Annotated in this window: 15 protein-coding genes; 4 read left to right on the forward strand and 11 right to left on the reverse strand. The window is 71.9% G+C overall.

Annotated elements, in window-relative coordinates:
- Nucleotides 1–33: 33 nt before the first annotated feature.
- Nucleotides 34–1,260 carry a PucR family transcriptional regulator gene (locus ACFPLC_RS02335; RefSeq protein ID WP_378204836.1) on the reverse strand — a complete coding sequence of 409 codons (1,227 nt, stop codon included), beginning with the start codon at nucleotides 1,258–1,260 and terminating at the stop codon, nucleotides 34–36.
- Between the two features lie 111 nt (nucleotides 1,261–1,371).
- On the opposite strand from ACFPLC_RS02335, the gene ACFPLC_RS02340 reads away from it, so the two are divergent.
- A complete protein-coding gene (locus tag ACFPLC_RS02340) occupies nucleotides 1,372–2,217 on the forward strand; it encodes an SGNH/GDSL hydrolase family protein (protein WP_378204848.1) in 846 nt (281 codons plus the stop codon).
- Here ACFPLC_RS02340 and ACFPLC_RS02345 read toward each other — a convergent pair.
- From ACFPLC_RS02345 to ACFPLC_RS02355, 3 genes are all read right to left on the reverse strand, one after another.
- Nucleotides 2,207–2,728: a pyridoxamine 5'-phosphate oxidase family protein gene (locus tag ACFPLC_RS02345; RefSeq protein WP_191313656.1), complete on the reverse strand. Its 522-nt coding sequence runs from the start codon at nucleotides 2,726–2,728 to the stop codon at nucleotides 2,207–2,209. The genes ACFPLC_RS02340 and ACFPLC_RS02345 overlap by 11 nt on opposite strands.
- Nucleotides 2,729–2,730: 2 nt before the next feature.
- Nucleotides 2,731–3,714, reverse strand: coding sequence for an LLM class F420-dependent oxidoreductase (locus ACFPLC_RS02350; RefSeq protein WP_378204839.1), 984 nt, complete (start codon nucleotides 3,712–3,714; stop codon nucleotides 2,731–2,733).
- Nucleotides 3,715–4,075: 361 nt separating this feature from the next.
- The gene (locus tag ACFPLC_RS02355; protein ID WP_378208141.1) at nucleotides 4,076–5,548 is read right to left on the reverse strand and encodes a carotenoid oxygenase family protein; all 1,473 of its coding nucleotides are present in this window, start codon (nucleotides 5,546–5,548) and stop codon (nucleotides 4,076–4,078) included.
- 125 nt (nucleotides 5,549–5,673) lie between these two features.
- Between ACFPLC_RS02355 and ACFPLC_RS02360 the strand changes: the two genes are divergently transcribed.
- Entirely contained in the window at nucleotides 5,674–6,630 is a 957-nt protein-coding gene (locus tag ACFPLC_RS02360; protein ID WP_378208144.1) for a winged helix-turn-helix transcriptional regulator, read from the forward strand.
- Nucleotides 6,631–6,712: 82 nt separating this feature from the next.
- Nucleotides 6,713–6,898, forward strand: a complete 186-nt coding sequence (locus ACFPLC_RS02365) for a DUF5302 domain-containing protein (protein WP_361100261.1) — start codon at nucleotides 6,713–6,715, stop codon at nucleotides 6,896–6,898.
- A 49-nt stretch (nucleotides 6,899–6,947) separates the two neighbouring features.
- On the opposite strand, the gene ACFPLC_RS02370 is transcribed toward ACFPLC_RS02365, so the two are convergent.
- Nucleotides 6,948–7,889 (reverse strand): MBL fold metallo-hydrolase, encoded by a 942-nt coding sequence (locus tag ACFPLC_RS02370; RefSeq protein ID WP_378208147.1) that lies wholly within the window; start codon nucleotides 7,887–7,889, stop codon nucleotides 6,948–6,950.
- Between the two features lie 84 nt (nucleotides 7,890–7,973).
- Here ACFPLC_RS02370 and ACFPLC_RS02375 point away from each other — a divergent pair, with 84 nt between their 5' ends.
- Entirely contained in the window at nucleotides 7,974–8,918 is a 945-nt protein-coding gene (locus tag ACFPLC_RS02375) for a LysR substrate-binding domain-containing protein (RefSeq protein WP_378208150.1), read from the forward strand.
- Nucleotides 8,919–8,956: 38 nt separating this feature from the next.
- Here the strand turns inward: ACFPLC_RS02375 and ACFPLC_RS02380 are convergent, their stop codons facing one another.
- The 6 genes from ACFPLC_RS02380 to ACFPLC_RS02405 all read right to left on the reverse strand — a co-directional run bounded on the left by ACFPLC_RS02380 (nucleotide 8,957) and on the right by ACFPLC_RS02405 (nucleotide 15,411).
- A complete protein-coding gene (locus ACFPLC_RS02380; RefSeq protein WP_378208153.1) occupies nucleotides 8,957–9,757 on the reverse strand; it encodes a serine hydrolase in 801 nt (266 codons plus the stop codon).
- Nucleotides 9,754–10,827 (reverse strand): Glu/Leu/Phe/Val dehydrogenase dimerization domain-containing protein, encoded by a 1,074-nt coding sequence (locus tag ACFPLC_RS02385; protein WP_378208156.1) that lies wholly within the window; start codon nucleotides 10,825–10,827, stop codon nucleotides 9,754–9,756. Before ACFPLC_RS02385 ends, ACFPLC_RS02380 begins: the two co-directional genes overlap by 4 nt.
- Nucleotides 10,828–11,243: 416 nt before the next feature.
- Nucleotides 11,244–12,500 carry an IS4 family transposase gene (locus tag ACFPLC_RS02390; protein ID WP_378235674.1) on the reverse strand — a complete coding sequence of 419 codons (1,257 nt, stop codon included), beginning with the start codon at nucleotides 12,498–12,500 and terminating at the stop codon, nucleotides 11,244–11,246.
- Between the two features lie 114 nt (nucleotides 12,501–12,614).
- Complete coding sequence (locus ACFPLC_RS02395; RefSeq protein WP_378199157.1) at nucleotides 12,615–13,808, reverse strand: PLP-dependent aminotransferase family protein; 1,194 nt, start codon at nucleotides 13,806–13,808, stop codon at nucleotides 12,615–12,617.
- Complete coding sequence (locus tag ACFPLC_RS02400; RefSeq protein ID WP_191313666.1) at nucleotides 13,805–14,599, reverse strand: tryptophan 2,3-dioxygenase; 795 nt, start codon at nucleotides 14,597–14,599, stop codon at nucleotides 13,805–13,807. The genes ACFPLC_RS02395 and ACFPLC_RS02400 overlap by 4 nt, the downstream gene beginning before the upstream one ends.
- Nucleotides 14,596–15,411: a PaaX family transcriptional regulator gene (locus tag ACFPLC_RS02405; protein WP_378199154.1), complete on the reverse strand. Its 816-nt coding sequence runs from the start codon at nucleotides 15,409–15,411 to the stop codon at nucleotides 14,596–14,598. The genes ACFPLC_RS02400 and ACFPLC_RS02405 overlap by 4 nt, the downstream gene beginning before the upstream one ends.
- Between the last annotated feature and the right edge of the window lie 14 nt (nucleotides 15,412–15,425).

Genomic DNA, 15,425 nt, shown 5'->3' on the forward strand with positions numbered 1-15,425 from the left:
ATTGGAGGGGCACCTCGCGTGATTGGAGGGGCATCACTCGTGGTGGGCGGCGCGGCGGGCGGCGGAGGCCGCGATGATGCGGGGTAGGCCGGCCGGGTTGAGGGGGTCGATGCCGGTGAGGTCGCGGATGCGGCGGAGGCGGTAGTCGACCGTGTTGGGGTGGACGTGGAGCTGGGCCGCCGTGCGGCGGCGGTTCGTGTCCAGGGCCAGGTACGCGTCCAGCGTCTCGGCCAGCTCCGGGTGCGCGGCGAGGGGGTCGAGCGCCGCCGCGAGGCGGTCGCGGGCCACTCCCGGACGGGTCAGCTGGTACTCGACCAGGACGTCGTCGAGGCGGTACAGGCCCGGCGGCCGGCCGAACCAGCGCAGCACGTCCAGCACTTCGCCGGTCCGCGCGGCCACTTCCCGGACCTCCGCGGGCGCCGCTGTCTCCGCGGCCGCCAGTACGGTGACCCCCGCCGCGCGCCCGGCCGCCTCCAGGAGCGCGTGCCAATCCGGGACGCGCCCGGTCACCGGCAGCAGGACGAGCCCGCCGGGACCGTCCAGTGACGCGAGCACCCCGTCGCCGCACAGCCCTTCGAACGCCGCCAGGAACCGGCGGAGCTTGCGCCGGACGGCGATCTCGGCGTCCACCCCCGGCGACTCCTCGTCCGCGTGCGGCCCGAGTTCGACGCTCAGCACGAGGTACCGCGCGGGCAGCGTGATCCCGGCGCTGCGGGCGACGACGTCGACCGGCCCGCCGTCGACCAGCACCGACAGCAGCGTCCGGCGCGCGGTGTGCTCCTGCCCGACCTTCGTCCGCAGTTCCTCCAGGTACCCGCGCGTCACCACGCCGGTGACCGTGCCGACGAACGCCAGCACCCGGTCCGCGACGTCGAGGAGGTCGGCGACGTCCGCGCTGCCCGAGGAGGCCGACCCGACGGCGAAGATCTCCCGCGCGCCGACGTGGTACGCGGTCAGCACGGCCTCCAGCGGGAAGCCCTCCTCCGCCCGGCGGACCGCGGACGCGCCCACCTGCCGCAGCTCGGCCGCGTTGAGCTCGCGGTCCTCGCGCAGGCTCCGCGCGAACGCCCGCACCGCCTGCCGGGTGATGCCCGCGATGTCGCCGGCCAGTTCCTCCACCGGCAGCCGCCGGTAGTCGGCGACCTCGGCCTGGATGCGCGCGAGCACCCGGGCGATCAGCTCGGGCTCCTCCCGGGTGAGCCGCTCGTGCACGCGCTGCCCGCCGAGGGTGAGCTCCCCGCCGCACTTGTGCTCGGTCACAACCGATCCCCTCGTTCTCTGCCCGGATTCCCAGTCAATCCCGTGACGTCCGGTGCCGATGGTGTCACGGAGACCAACATTCGGCACTGCGTCAAGGAGGACGGCGTGCGAGTGAGAACGACGGCGTTCATCGCGATCATGGTCACCGCGCTGACGGGCGCGGCGGCGGGACCGGCGGCCGCGGCCACCGCCGGCGAGTACGTGGCTCTGGGGGATTCGGCGGCGGCCGGGCCGCTGATCCTGCCACCCGACCTCTCCTCCCCCGGCTGCCTCCGTTCGCTGGCCGACTACCCGCACGTCGCCGCCGAGGAGCTCGGCGTGCCGCTGAAGGACGTCACCTGCTCCGGCGCGACGACGGCGGACATGACCGCGCCGCAGCAGACGTCGGCCGGCGCGGTGCCGCCCCAGCTGGACGCGCTGAGCGAGCAGACCCGCACGGTGACCGTGACGATCGGCGGCAACGACGTCGGCCTGGTCGGGGCCGCGACGAGCTGCATCAACCTGCTGCCCGGCATCAACCCCGACTGCGTGGACCGCTACACCGCCGGCGGCCACGACCAGCTGGCCGAGAAGATCGCCGCGTTCGAGCCGGTGTGGGGCGCGCTGCTGGACGCGATCCACGCGAAGGCACCGAACGCCGAGGTCTTCGTCGCCGGCTACGGCACCTACCTGCCGCACAACGGCTGCTGGCCGATCGCGCCGCTGACCCCGCGCGACGCGAACTACATCCAGGGCAGCATCGACAAGACCAACGCCGCCCTCGCCCGGCAGGCCGCCGCGCACGGCGCGCAGTACGTCGACGTCCGGACGGCTTCGATCGGCCACGACGTCTGCAAGTTGCCCGGCGTGAAGTGGTTCGAAAGCGTGCTCCCGACGTCGGTCGCCGCACCGATGCACCCGAACGCCGACGGCATGGCCGCGATCGGCCGCCTGGTCGCGGCGGCGATCAGCGGGTGAAGTCCCAGCGGGTGGCGCCGTGGGGTTCGGCGGTGGCGACGCCGAAGGCCGTGTGCAGGGTCAGCCGGTACAGGTGCCAGGGCGCCGGCCCGGCGCTCGCCGCCATGAAGGGCGCGTTGAACCCGCCGTCCTCCACCGTCGCGGGCCAGCCGCCCTCGCGGTAGACGGCCGCCACCCGCTCGAGCGTGGCCGGATCGGCGACCCGGTGGGCCTCGCCTTCCATGGTGAGGTCGAGGCCGCGCAGCCGCACCGACACGGTGCACGCCGGGTTCGCCGCCAGGTTGCGGGCCCGGCGGGTGCCCGGCCCGCTCACGAAGTACAGCGCGTCGTCCACCCAGATCGCGCCGACGCCGGCGGCGTGCGGCCGCCCGCCGGGGCGGACGGTCCCGACGAAGAAGGTCAGGTCTTCCGTGGGGGTCTGGGTGGCGAGGAGATCGCGCGCCCTGCTCCACGGCAGCGCCGCGGACCCGGGGGTTCGGTCGAGGTTCCTGGTTTCGCTGGCTTCGCTCATGCCTACGCGTCGAACGGGACGACGGCGGATCGACACGCGGCGAGAGTTTTTCCGCCACCGGGGTCGTCGTCGCTGGTCGCGGGCACGATGGCCAGCTCGTCGACACCGGCCTCCGCGTACTCGGCGGCCTTCGCGGCGATCTCGGCGCGAGACCCGAGCAGGCCGACCACGGCGATCGCCTCGACCGGCACCGCGGCCAGCAGTTCACGCGGGTGCGGCCGGGTGTGCGCGAAGTCGATCAGGTCGCCGAAGCCCGCCGCGCGGAACATGTCCGCGTAGCCGGGAGCGGCGAGGTAGCCGACCACGCCGCGGCGGAGCTGCTCCAGCTCGGCCAGACCCGGGTCCGCCGCGGCGACCACCCACGCGGCCACCGGCGGCGGCATACTCCCGAGGCGCGAAGCGGCTTCTCGCAGTCCTCGCACCAGCGTCGCCGCGGCGGCCGGGCTCACGAGGTTGACCACCATCCGGTCCGCGTGCCGCGCGGCGACGTCGAGCGCGCGCGGCCCGAACGCGGCGACCGTCACCGGCGACTTCGGGGCGGGCAGCCGCAGCCGGTAGCCCCGCGAGCCGACGACCTGGCCGTCCACAGTGGACTTCTCCCCGCTCAGCAGCTGCCGGACCGCCACGGCGGACTCCGCCAGTGCCGTGGCCGCACGATCGCGGGAGCGGCCGTGCCAGCCGCGCACGACGACGTCACTGGAGGTCCCGAGCGCGACGCCGGTCGCGCGGCCGGTCAGCGCCGCCACCGACGCGACGCCCACGGCGATCGTCGCCGGGTCCCGCACGGTCACCGCCAGCGGCCCGAAAGTCAGCGAAATCCGCGAGGTGGCCGCCCCGATCGCCGTGCCGAGCGCGAAGGCGTCCCACGTCGCCATTTCGCCGATCCACAGCTCCGGGTAGCCCGCGGCCTCGGCGGCGCGGGCGGTGTCCAGTGCCTCCTCCGGCGGCCGGTCCTGCCAGAGCCCCAGCGACACCGAAAGCTTCACGCACGTCCTCCTGCGGGGAACAGCCGGTTCGCCGTCCCCGGGAGACGACGAACCGGCACCAGCCCAAGGCCGCCCCGGCGAGCGGTGCTCGCCGTATCCGGTCGCGGAGGACGACCCGGCACACCATACGGGGTGCCGGCCGGCCACGCCGCCTGCTCGCACCCCTCCGGCGAGCAGAAAGCGTGCCCGGCAACCGCTTCCGGGTGCACCGCACGACCGCGTGCGGCGGTGTTTCGTTCCGATCGGCCGGCGCGAGCCCTCCGGGCCGGCGCCTGCCCGCTCTCCTCGAGCCGGCCGATCGTCTCCGCTGCGCACCATCCCCGCGCCCGGGAAGCCCCGGGCGCGACCCTCTCGACGGTGCTCAGGTGCGGAGGTTGTCCAGCTGGTCCGCCCGGACCCAGGTCGCGTGAAAACCGAGCGGGACACGCTGGGGAAGCAGGACCCTGGCCACGGGTCCGGCAGCGAGGTCGGCGGCGTCGAAGACGTCCAGTTCCGAGCGCCCCTCACGCTCGTCCTGCACGAACGTCACCAGATACCCGTCCGCCGAATCGACGGGTGCTCCTTCGCGGGGTGCGAACGGAGCCTCGCTGCCCCACCGGCCGGGACCGAACCGGTATTCGGTCTTCGTGCCGGCAAGATCGTCGCGGCGCACCAGCCCGTCGAACTTCAGCGTCGACTCGGGCGAGATGTGCACCGCGTAGGAGTACCGGTTCCGCCGTCCGACGCCGCGGGCGTCGACGGTCGGGAACTCGGTGTTGTCGTCGTCGAGCGGGCCCTCATGGCACACGCCGGTCCGCAGGTCGAAGCGGTAGCGGTGCAGCTGTGCGTCGAGCCGCAGGTAGGACAGCATCTTCGCGAGCGGCGTGTGCGCGTCGGCGCGCGGCTGCGGACGCTGGACGCGGCAGACGTCGAGGACGACTTCGCCGCCCTGCTCCCAGGCGTTGACGACGTGGTAGATGTAGCACGGGCTCGCTTCGAACCACCGGATCTGGCTACCGTCTCCGTAGCGTGGCAGGACACCGAAGCGGCTCGGCAGCGAGCGGTCGAAGTGCAGCTTGTGGCGGCCCTGCTTCGCCGCCGCGGAGTCCTGGATCAGCGGCAGGTCCATCAGCACCGCGTAGTGCTCGGTGATGGCCATGTCGTGCGGCAGGCGCGGGCCGGGCAGCTCGACGTCGGTGGTGGTCACGACCCGGCCGTCCGCGCTGATCACGCCGTAGCGCAGGTAGGGCGGGCGGGGCCCGTAGTCGAACCAGAACAGCTCGCCGGTCGTCTCGTCGACCTTGGGGTGGGCCATCATGTCGCCGGCCAGCGTGCCGAGGAAGTCTTCGGCGCCGAGGGTCTCCAGCGAGAGCGGGTCGACCGCGTACGGCGAGCCGCACAGGTACCAGGCGGCGAGGATCCGGCCGCGGTGGAAGACGACGTCGGTGTTGGCGTTGTCCTTGAGGCCCAGACCGTGGCTGTTGCCGAAGGGGTTGCCCCGCGGGTTTTCCATGACCCCGGTCCAGAGCGCCTTGCCCGCCGCGGACTCGGCTTCGAACGCCTTCGTGCGGATCCAGCGGTTGCGGTAGCGGGCCCGGCCGTTCTCCAGGTGGACGGCGTGGATCATGCCGTCGCCGTCGAACCAGTGGTAGCGGCCTTCCGGGGCGAACCGCGGGTTGGGGCCGTTGCGCAGGTAGACGCCGTTGAGATCCTTCGGGATTTCGCCGATGACCTGCAGGTCATCGGCGTCGATCTCGGTGCTGACCGGGGCGTAGACGCCGAGCAGGTAGGGGTTCGCCTCGGCCGCGTCCGCCGTACTGGCCACCATCAGCGGCTGATCGGAGGTGCTGGTCATGGACTGCTCCCTGGCTGCGCCGGCTGATGGAGACGAGACTATGATTTGTGTACCCAGCTGTCAATAGGCTTCTTTTGGTGTAGTCAGGTGCTACCCTCAGGAGGCGATGTAACGAGGGGGAAGCTTTGGTGGAGGCGACTGCACAGCGCGTCCGGCCGGCGGGAGATCCGCTCCGCCGGGCGCTCGAGCTGGTCGGTGATCAGTGGACGCTGCTCATCCTGCAGAGCCTGTTCCTGCGCTTCCGGCGGTACGAAGAACTGCGGCTGCGCCTGGGCATTTCGCCGACGGCGTTGTCCGGACGGCTGCGGGACATGGTGGACGCGGGCATGCTCACCCGGGTCCCGTACCGGGACGCGCGCCGCACGCGGCACGAGTACCGGCTGACCGAGCGCGGCCTCGAGCTGTGGCCGCTGCTGATCTCGATCTGGGCGTGGGAGCGCGAGTGGGTCGAAGGCCGCCGCGAGGTGCTGCCGACGCTGATCCACCTCGACTGCGAGCTGGCTACATCAGCGCCGCTCGGATGTGCGGCGTGCGGCCGCCGGGTCGACGCCCGGGACGTCCGCGCGGAACGGCTGGACGGCACCGGCGTCGCGGCGGCGACGGCGTCCAAGCGCTTCCGCCGCAAGGACGCCGATTCGCTGGCCGGCGACCCGTTGATGTTCTTCCCGGACACGATGGAGCTGCTCGGCGACCGGTGGTCGACCGGCCTGGTGGTCTCGGCGCTGCTCGGCTGCCGGCACTTTTCGGAGTTCGAGCGCGAGCTGGGCATCGGGCCGAGCGTGCTGTCGGCCCGGCTGAGCAAGCTGGTCGAGGTCGGCGTGCTGCGCACGGGCACGGCGGCCACGCGCACGGACGCGCGCGACTACCGGCTGACGGCGAAGGGCCTGGCGTTCTTCCCGGCGCTGGCGTTCATCGCGGAGTGGTCGCGCGGCTTCGAGGTGGCGGGCCAGGAGCCGGACATCACGCTGCACCACGTCGAATGCGGCGAGCGGCTGCGCCCGATGCTGCTGTGCGACCACTGCGGCCGCCCGCTGACCCGCACGTCCGTGCAGTTCGGCGGCGTGCCGAGCCCGCAGCGCTGACACGTGACCCAAATCGACTCGCCAAGCAGTTTGAGTGATGCCAGGCTGGGGCGGTCACACGTCGTCGTTTTCGGAGGTAAGCATGAGTGAACCGAACCCGTCGCCCAGCGGCGAGGAGGACGACGTCAAGCGCAAGTTCCGCGAAGCGCTCGAGCGCAAGCAGGCCCACGCGCGCACGGGAGCGTCCCACGAGAACGGCGGCGGCAAGAACCAGCACGCCCACGGCCCGGCGGCGAACAAGCGCACGTTCCGCCGCAAGAGCGGCTGAGACGACGGACCGAAGGCCCCCACCGCGCGCGGTGGGGGCCTTCGCCGTGTCAGGGCGTGAACTCGCCGAGGTGGTCCAGGACCACGAACTCACTGCCCGGGCTCGCCGCCGCCACCGCCTTGCGCAGCACCTCCAGCCCGCCGTTGGGGTCGTGGGCCTGGCCCAGCGGCAGGTCGAAGTCGTCCCAATGGGTGGCCGCCACGCGGCTCGGGTGGCCCAACGTGCGCAGCAGCCGCGGGAGGTACTCCCGGACCTTCGCCCCGCCCGGCGGCACCAGCACGACGTCCGGGCGCAGGCCCGCCAGCTCGGACTCGACGTAGTTCGAACCGCCGAAGTCCAGCACGCTCGCCCCGCCACCGGACACCAGATACGCCAGCGTGCCGCCCTCCAGCAGGTCCGAGATCACCCGCGGGCGATCCCGGCGGGACAGGGACCGGGTGCCGGGGAAGGCCACCTGCGCCCGGGCGCCCGTCGCCGAGTGCAGGGAGCGCAACACCCGGATCGAGTAGCCGTCGAACACCAGGTCCTCGCCGCCGGTCGCGATGGCCAGCTGGTCCTCGGGTGCTCCCATGGCCGCCATGAGACTCAAATGCGTCTCGGTGCCGATGACCGTCGCGCCCGTCCGCTGCGCCAGGTAGGGAACGTCGGTCAGGTGGTCGTAGTGGCCGTGGGTCACCAGGATGTGGTCCGCCCGGAGGAAACCGCGGTCGAGGTAGCCGTCGATCAGCGCGCGGTTCACCGAAAGCGGTGTTCGCGGATCCGCGCCGGCCGACGTGTACGTCCCCGTCTTGAACCGGGTCAGCCACGGGTCGATGAGGACCGTCTTCGACCCGATCCGGATTTCCCAGCCGTTGTTCCCCCACCACCGCAGGGTCATTCCCGAACCGGTCGTTCCCGAAGCCGCTCGCGCCACGGCCGGGACGCCCGCCAGGATCGCGGCCGCCGCCGCGCCCGCGCCGAACAGCCCGCGCCTGCTCACTCCTTTGTCCATACCGGACACCCGACCACGACCCGGACCCCGCTGTCCAAGATCACCCGGAAGTCACCTTGATACGTGGACGGCTATCGTCGCAGCGTGGACCATCTCCGTTCGCTGCGCTACTTCCTCGTGGTCGCCGACGAACTGCACTTCGGCCGGGCCGCCGACCGGCTCGGGATCGCGCAGCCGCCGTTGAGCCAGCGCGTCAAGCGGCTCGAAGCCGAGCTGGGCGCGAAGCTGTTCGAACGCGGCCGCCGCGTCTCCCTTACCGAAGCCGGCGAAGTGCTGCGGGCCGAAGCCCGGGACTTGCTCTCCCGGTGGGATCGCATGACGGCGCTCGTCGCGAAGGCCGAACGCGGGGAGCTCGACAGCCTGCGCGCGGGCGTGCCCCCGGACCTGCCCGGCCGGGTGCTGGCCGCGATCCTGACGAAGTTCGCCGAGGAGTGTCCGGCCGTCCGGCTGGACCTGCAGGAACTCACCACCGCCGAGCAGGCCCGGCTGCTCGCCGACCGCGAACTCGACGCGGGTCTCCTGCAGCTGCCGGTGGACGCGGTCGGGCTCGAGCTCGGCCCGGTCGTCGACACCCCGCTGGGCGTGGTGCTCCCCCGCGACTCGCCGCTCGCCCGCCGCGCCCGGCTCACCCTCGCCGACCTGGCCGGGGAGGGCCTGGTCCACGCCCCGCGCGCCGCCGCGCCGGGAAGCTACGACACGCTGCTGCGCACCTGCTGGGACCACGGCTTCCGCCCGGCCGCGATCCGGCACGCCCGCAACCCCGAGTTCGTGCTGGGCCTGGTCCTGGCCGGGCACGGCGTGGCCTTCGAACCGGGCGCGCGCAAGGAACCGCGGGTGGTGTGGCGCCCGCTCGAAGGCGAGGTGCTGCGGGCCCGGATGGCGTTCGCCTGGCCTTCGACCACCCCGCACCCGCAGGCGGCGAAGCTCGCCGGAATCGCGGCCGGGGTGCTCGGCGACGACGGGGTTTCGCGGCTGGTGCCGCCTCCGCAGGGTCCCCGGCCGTGGGACGTGTTCTACGAACGGAGCTGAACCGAGCCGCCGCACCCGCCTACCCCGCCGACCGCCACCTACGACCGCAACTGCTCGACCGCCGTCCGGGCGGCTTCCCCGATCGCGCGGTCGATGTCCGGGCGCCGCAGCGTCTCCCCGCCGCCGGTCGTGAACACCGCCACCGCGTACTCCGCTCCGTCCGGGTAGGTCGCGACGCCGATTTCGTTGCGGATCCCCGGCATCGTGCCCGTCTTGCCCGCCACCGCCACCTCCGGCGGGAACCCCGCCGTCAGCCGGTGCCAGCTGACCTGCGCGGACATCCATTCACGCACCGAGGCAGCCGCCTCGTCGGCCCAGAGCGCCGACAGCAGGGCCGTCATCTCGCGGGGCGTGGTCGCGGACGTCCGAAGTGGATCCAGCGCCCGCAGCGGACGGCCCGCGTCGGTGTCTTCGATGATCGTGCGCAGCACGTCCCGCGGCGCGCCGAGCACCGTCGTGCGGGTCAGGCCCAGCTCGGCCAGCAGCGACCGGACGTTGTCCACGCCCACGCGGTCGAACAGCAGGTCGGCGGCCGTGTTGTCGGACACCGAAAGGGCCAGCAACGCCGCGTCGCGCAGGCTGTAGGAAACGTCGTCCGCGAACCCCGCCGAACCGGTGCCGCCCAGCCGGTCCGCCGCCGATACGTGCACCCGGTCGGCCGGGTCCAGCAGCCCGGCCGCGACCTGCCGGGCGAATTCGTACGCCAGCGGCACCTTCACCACGGACGCCAGGACGACCGGCGAGTCCTCGTCCAGCCCCACCGAATCGGGAGAACCGAGACGGTGGGCGTGCAGGAACCCCCGCACGCCCACCGCTGCGAAAATCGCGGAAAGGGTCACCCGGTCATGATGGACCGCAGCCGCCCGACCTCCGCCATCCGCCGCTCGGCGAGCCGGTCGGCCGCCGTCGCCGGGGGCACGCCGTCGGTGTCGGCCAGCGCGAACACGGCCTTCGTCGTGTCGTAGATGGCCGTCGTCTTGCGCTTCGCGCGGTCGAAGTCGAAGCCGTGGCGCTCGTCGTCGACCTGGATCACGCCACCGGCGTTGACCAGGTAGTCCGGCGCGTACAGGACGCCCCGGTCGGCGAGCTGCTTGTCGATGCCCGCGTGCGCGAGCTGGTTGTTCGCCGCGCCGCAGACGATCCGGGCGCCGAGCACCGGCACGGTCTCGTCGTTCAGCACACCACCCAGCGCGCACGGCGCGAAGACGTCCAGCTCGGCCCGCAGCAGGGTGTCCACATCGGACGCGACCTGCACGGACGGGTAGACCTCGAGCGTACGGGCGATCGCCGGCGCGTAGACGTCGGTGATCGTCACCTGCGCGCCGGCCTCGACGAGGTGCCCGACCAGGATGTGGCCGACCTTGCCGACGCCGGCCACGCCGACGCGCTTGCCGGCCAGGTCCGGGCTGCCCCAGACGTGTTCGGCCGAGGCCCGCATGCCCTGGAAGACGCCGAACGCGGTCAGCACGGACGAGTCGCCGGCGCCGCCGTCCTCGGGCGAGCGGCCGGTGACGTACTGGCTTTCGCGGGCCACGACGTCCATGTCCTGCACGTACGTGCCCACGTCGCACGCCGTGATGTAGCGGCCGCCCAAGGACTGCACGAAGCGCCCGTACGCGCGCAGCAGCGCTTCGGACTTGAGCGTCTTCGGATCGCCGATGATGACGGCCTTGCCGCCGCCGAGGTCGAGCCCGGCCAGCGCGTTCTTGTACGCCATGCCCTTGGACAGCGCCAGGACGTCGTCGAGCGCGTCGGATTCGGTGGCGTAGGGGTGGAAGCGCGTCCCGCCCAGAGCGGGGCCGAGCGCGGTGGAGTAGATGCCGATGATGGCCTTGAGGCCACTGGCCTGGTCGTGGCAGTACACGACCTGTTCGTGCCCGGTGCCCCGGGCGAACACTCCTTCGGTCACGGTGGTGACTCCTTTGTCATCCGCGCCCGGTTTCGTGGCCGGGACGCGCTTCACGGGTTGGCGGGTACCCGGTGCGGAGGTCGTCCGCTCGGGTGCCCGGGACCAACCTAGATCCCCGATGATCGCGAGACCAGTGGTGGTCTCGGCATACGGACCGGTAGCCGGTCTGCCGCAGCTGGTCGTGAGTGGTGAGGAGGGTTCTAACCCAATGCCACTTAGCTTGTGTTGATCATGCGGCGGTGGTGAGGGTGATGGTGGCGGGTCCGTTGTGGTGGGTGCCGGTGTCGGTGGGTTTCTTAATCCGGTATGCGGTGTGGCGGGCTCGTTTGACCACGCGTGGGTAGGTTCTGTGCCGGCGTTGCGGGTTGAGGTGACGGCGGGTGGTGATGGCGGTGGTGAGTGTTCTGGTCTGCTGGTTAGGGGGAAAAGGCCGCCGGGCCGGAGGTGGTCTGGCGGCGAACGAGGCGGACGGTGCGCAGGAATTTGACCCGGTCGGGGTCGATGTCGGCTTCGGTGGCGGCTCGGCAGATCAGTGTGCTGATGGCGTAGTGGGTGAGCAGGTAGCCGTAGATTTCCTGGCGGATCATGTCCGGGCTTTTCGATCGCAGGACCCGGCCGGGGCCGCGGAGGTGGGTTTTGAGCTGGTCGTTGCCGGTCTCGTGCTCCCAGCGCTGGTGGTAGGCCTGGGCGAGTATCTCGGCCGGGGCGTCGGCGGGATCGCCGATGGTGGTGATCACGCGGATCACCTCGTCCGGGTCGGGTCCGCGGTCGGGCACGGTGTACTCGATCACGCGCACCACGGTCGCCTCGGCGGGGTCGAGGTCACCGCCGTCGCGGGCGGTCTGCAGGATCTCGGCGCGGCGGGTGGTGCTGCGCACGGTCTTGTTGATCAGTACCGACAGGTAGGATCCGTCGTCCAGATCCATCAGCTTCGGGGTCTTCACCGTGGCGGGCAGCCGCCAGAGCAGGGCCGCGCCGGTGGCGGCCGCCTTGCTCCAGTCCTGGTAGCTGTAGAAACCGGAATCGGCGATCAGCAGCCAGTCCTCGGCCAGTGCGGGCCAGAGCCGGCGGGCCAGGGTCTGTTCGCCCTGGCGCTTCCCGCCGGTCCCGCGCCCGCCGATCCGGGTGGCCACGACTGCGTGGGAGGCGCACTCGGCGATGGTCAGTACCCGAACCTTTGCAAACGCGGATGCTTTCTCGCCGGTGCCGCCGGAATACCCGAACTCGGCGACGTTGGCGTCGGTGTCGGGGGCGTCCCACTCGAATCCGTCGATGCTCATCAGCCGCCATGGCCCCAGAAACGCGCCCTGGGTCAGCTCATCGGCTACCGGGACCGCGACCGTGTCGAACACCTCCGCCAGCGGCTCGGCGCCCAGCCGCTGGCGGGCCTGGGTGATCCCGCCTGTGGTGGGAATGTCCCAGCCCGGATCCCAGCATCCCCACGAGGCCAGCGTGCCGGCGAGGCAGGTCATGACCTCTTCGTAATCGTCGTCGGCGAACAACGACAGCGCCATCGCGTAGTACACCATCACGTGCGGGGGCAGTTTCCCGCCGGAGCGCTTCGCGCCCCGGCGGGTCACCGCGATCGCAGTGTCCACCGCGTCCCGTGGCACCGCCGTGGCCAGCACCCCCACCGACATCGAGTCCGCCCACCCGCCACCAATCCCGCTCACGGCAGCGACACTAACCAGCCAACCGACACCGCCAGAAGCACCACACCGACCAGCACAACATCAACTTAAGCTAAGCGGCATTGGGTTCTAACCCTCTTTACCACTCACGAGGCCTCAGGCGGTGATCACCTTGGCCAGGGTGCTCATGGCCGTCTCGAGCTGCGTGTCCGACAGGTACGGCGCCGGACCGAAGCGCAGGTACGGCCCCCGGCTGTCGGTGCGGACGCCTTCCACGGCCAGCGCCGCCTGCAGGCCGGCCGCGTCGGCGCAGCGCAGCGAGAGGAACCCGCCGAGCCGCTCCAGCTCCACCGAACGGTCCCGCGTGACGAGGTCCTCGGGCAGCCCGAGCGAGTCGAACACCGACGCGAGCAGGCCGACCTGGTGCTGCGACACCTGGCGGAGGAACTCGGGGGTGAGCCCCTGCTCGGCGAAGAACCGCTGCACCCGGACGCCGCGGTAGTGGCTGGCCGGGTCGTAGGTGGCCCCGGCGAACCGGTCGCCGCCGATCGCGTAGGGCACCTGGTCGGGGTGGCGCTCGTCGGCGAGGGCGCCGAACTCGGCGTACCAGCCGGTGATCACCGGCCGCAGCTCCTGGGCGTGCGCGGGCAGGCGCAGGAAGCAGTTGCCCTCGCCCAGCTGCAGGTACTTGTAGCCGCCGCCGAGCACCCAGGCGTTGGTGAGCCCGAGGTCGTGCAGGGCGAACGGCACGACGCCGAGCGCGTGGTAGGCGTCGACGAGGAGCTCGATCGAACGGCCGCGGCAGACGTCGGCGAGGTGCGCGAGGCCCGGGACGAGCCGGGAGGTCTCGAACAGCACGGCCGAGACGAGCACGGCGGCGGTGTTGCCGTCGACCTCGCCGGCCACGCGCTCGGCGAGCGTCGTCACCGGCTCCAGGGGCACCCGCACGATCTCGACGCCCTCCTCTTCGAGGCGGGCGAGCTGACGGCGGAGGGTGTGGAACTCGCCGTCGGTGGTGACCAGGCGCGGCCGGCGCGGCAGCTCCATCGCCGACAGGAACCGCAGCACCAGGTCGTGCGTGCTCGCGCCGAGCGCGTATTCGCCGTGCGGGTCGCCGAGCAGCAGGCGGAAGCCCGCGCGCAGCTGGTCCGCCTTCGCGAAGGCGCGCTCCCACTTGGCGTCGACGTCCCGGGCGGCGTCGGCGAAGGACTCCAAGAGCCCCTCCTCGGCGACGTCCGGCCAGGCCTGGTGGGAGTGCCCGGAGAGCAGGAGGCGGTCGGCCACCGCAAACCGGGTGTAGTGCGCGGCGAGGCTGTTGGCGTCCGCGCGCAGGTCGTCCAAAGTGGTCACAGTCGGCTCCGTACGGCCCAGAGATCCGGGAACATCGGCTGGAAAAGCGTGGTACGCAGGTAGGTCGCGCCGGATGATCCTCCCGTCCCGGTCTTGTCGCCGATGGTGCGTTCGACCATCTTCACGTGCCGGTAGCGCCACTCCTGCATCCCTTCGTCGAGATCGACCAGACACTCCGCGACGACCGAGGGTCCCCCGTCGTCGCTGTACACGTCCAGCAATATCGCCTGCAGGGCCGGGGACGGCTCCACCGAGCGAGTGACGTCTCGGTCACACTCCACGGCATAGCCAGAAACCTTGAGGTACGCGAGAAAAGAGTCGAACAAGGACGGTCGCGCCATCGCTTCGGCAATGCGTTTCCGCTGCTCGCCGCCTTCGGGGTAGTGCGCGAACACGCGCTCGTCACGCCGTCCCAGTACCGCCTCCAGCTCGCGGAACTGGGCCGACTGGAAGCCGCTCGAAGCGTCCAAACGGGCGCGGAAACTGGTGAATTGGCTGGGCGTCATGGTTTCCAGCACGTCGATCTGCGCGACTGCGACCTTGAGGATGGTCAGGATCCGGCGCAACGTCCGGATGGAGTGCGCGGTGTTGCCCTTTTCCAGGTTCGCCTGGAGGAAGGCCGCTTCGTGCAGGATCTGCTTGAACCACAGTTCGTACACCTGGTGGATCACGATGAACAGCAGCTCGTCGTGCTCGTCGGAGCGCAGGCGCTGCGCGTTCAGCACGTCGTCGAGCCCGAGGTACGAGGTGTAGCTCAGGGCTTCCTGCGTGGCTTGGCTGGGTTCGGTCATCCCTTGGTCACCTCGTCGAAATGGCGCTGAGCGGGTTGCGCGAGCGCGGTGTACAGGTCGTGGAACAGCTCGACGGCCGCCGCCCGGCAGTCCGGGGTGGGCACCAGGCCGGCGGGCAGTTCCGGGTCGAGCGACGGGAACATCCGGAAGGTGTGCACCAGCCGGGTGCGCACCGCGAACGCCTCCGCGTCCGGCGGCTCCCGGCCCGCGTACCCGCCGAACTGGCCGACGAACGCGGCGTACCGCGCGGCCAGGTCGTCGAGGTCCCAGGCCCGGCCGGCGAACCGGCGGACGTCGAGGGCGGCCGACGGGCGGCCGAGCAGCAGCCCGGCGTGCTCGGTGACGTCCAGCTCGCCGAGCAGGGCGACGACCTCGGCCTCGCGGTCGTGCGGGGCGATCCAGGTGCCGTCGGAGTAGGGCCCGAACCCGAGGAACCGCAGCCGCCGGACCAGGCGTTCCCGCGCCTGGCGGCGGCTCTCCGGGATGTTCTGCCAGAGCACGGTCCACTCGCCCGCGGCGCGCTCGCGGCGGCCGAGGGAGAAGATCCGCTGGTCGCCGTCGGCGAGCAGCGCGACCGTGCGCTTGGTCAGCGAGTAGTGCACGGTGCGGCCTTCGCGGTGGCGCTGCAGCAGGCCCCGGCGCACCAGGCGGGTGAGCGCGATCCGGGCGGCGCCGTCGGAGAAGCCCAGCTCGGCGAGCACCGCGACCAGGCCGCCCGACCACACCCGGCGGGTTTCGCGCGGGTGCACGTAGCTGCCCAGCAACGTCATGACCAGCTCCTGGGGGCCGGCTTCGAAGGCATCTCCGGGCACGGGAGCAACTCTAT

Origin of the sequence: Amycolatopsis plumensis (assembly GCF_042652605.1) — a bacterium.
Lineage (GTDB): Bacteria > Actinomycetota > Actinomycetes > Mycobacteriales > Pseudonocardiaceae > Amycolatopsis > Amycolatopsis plumensis.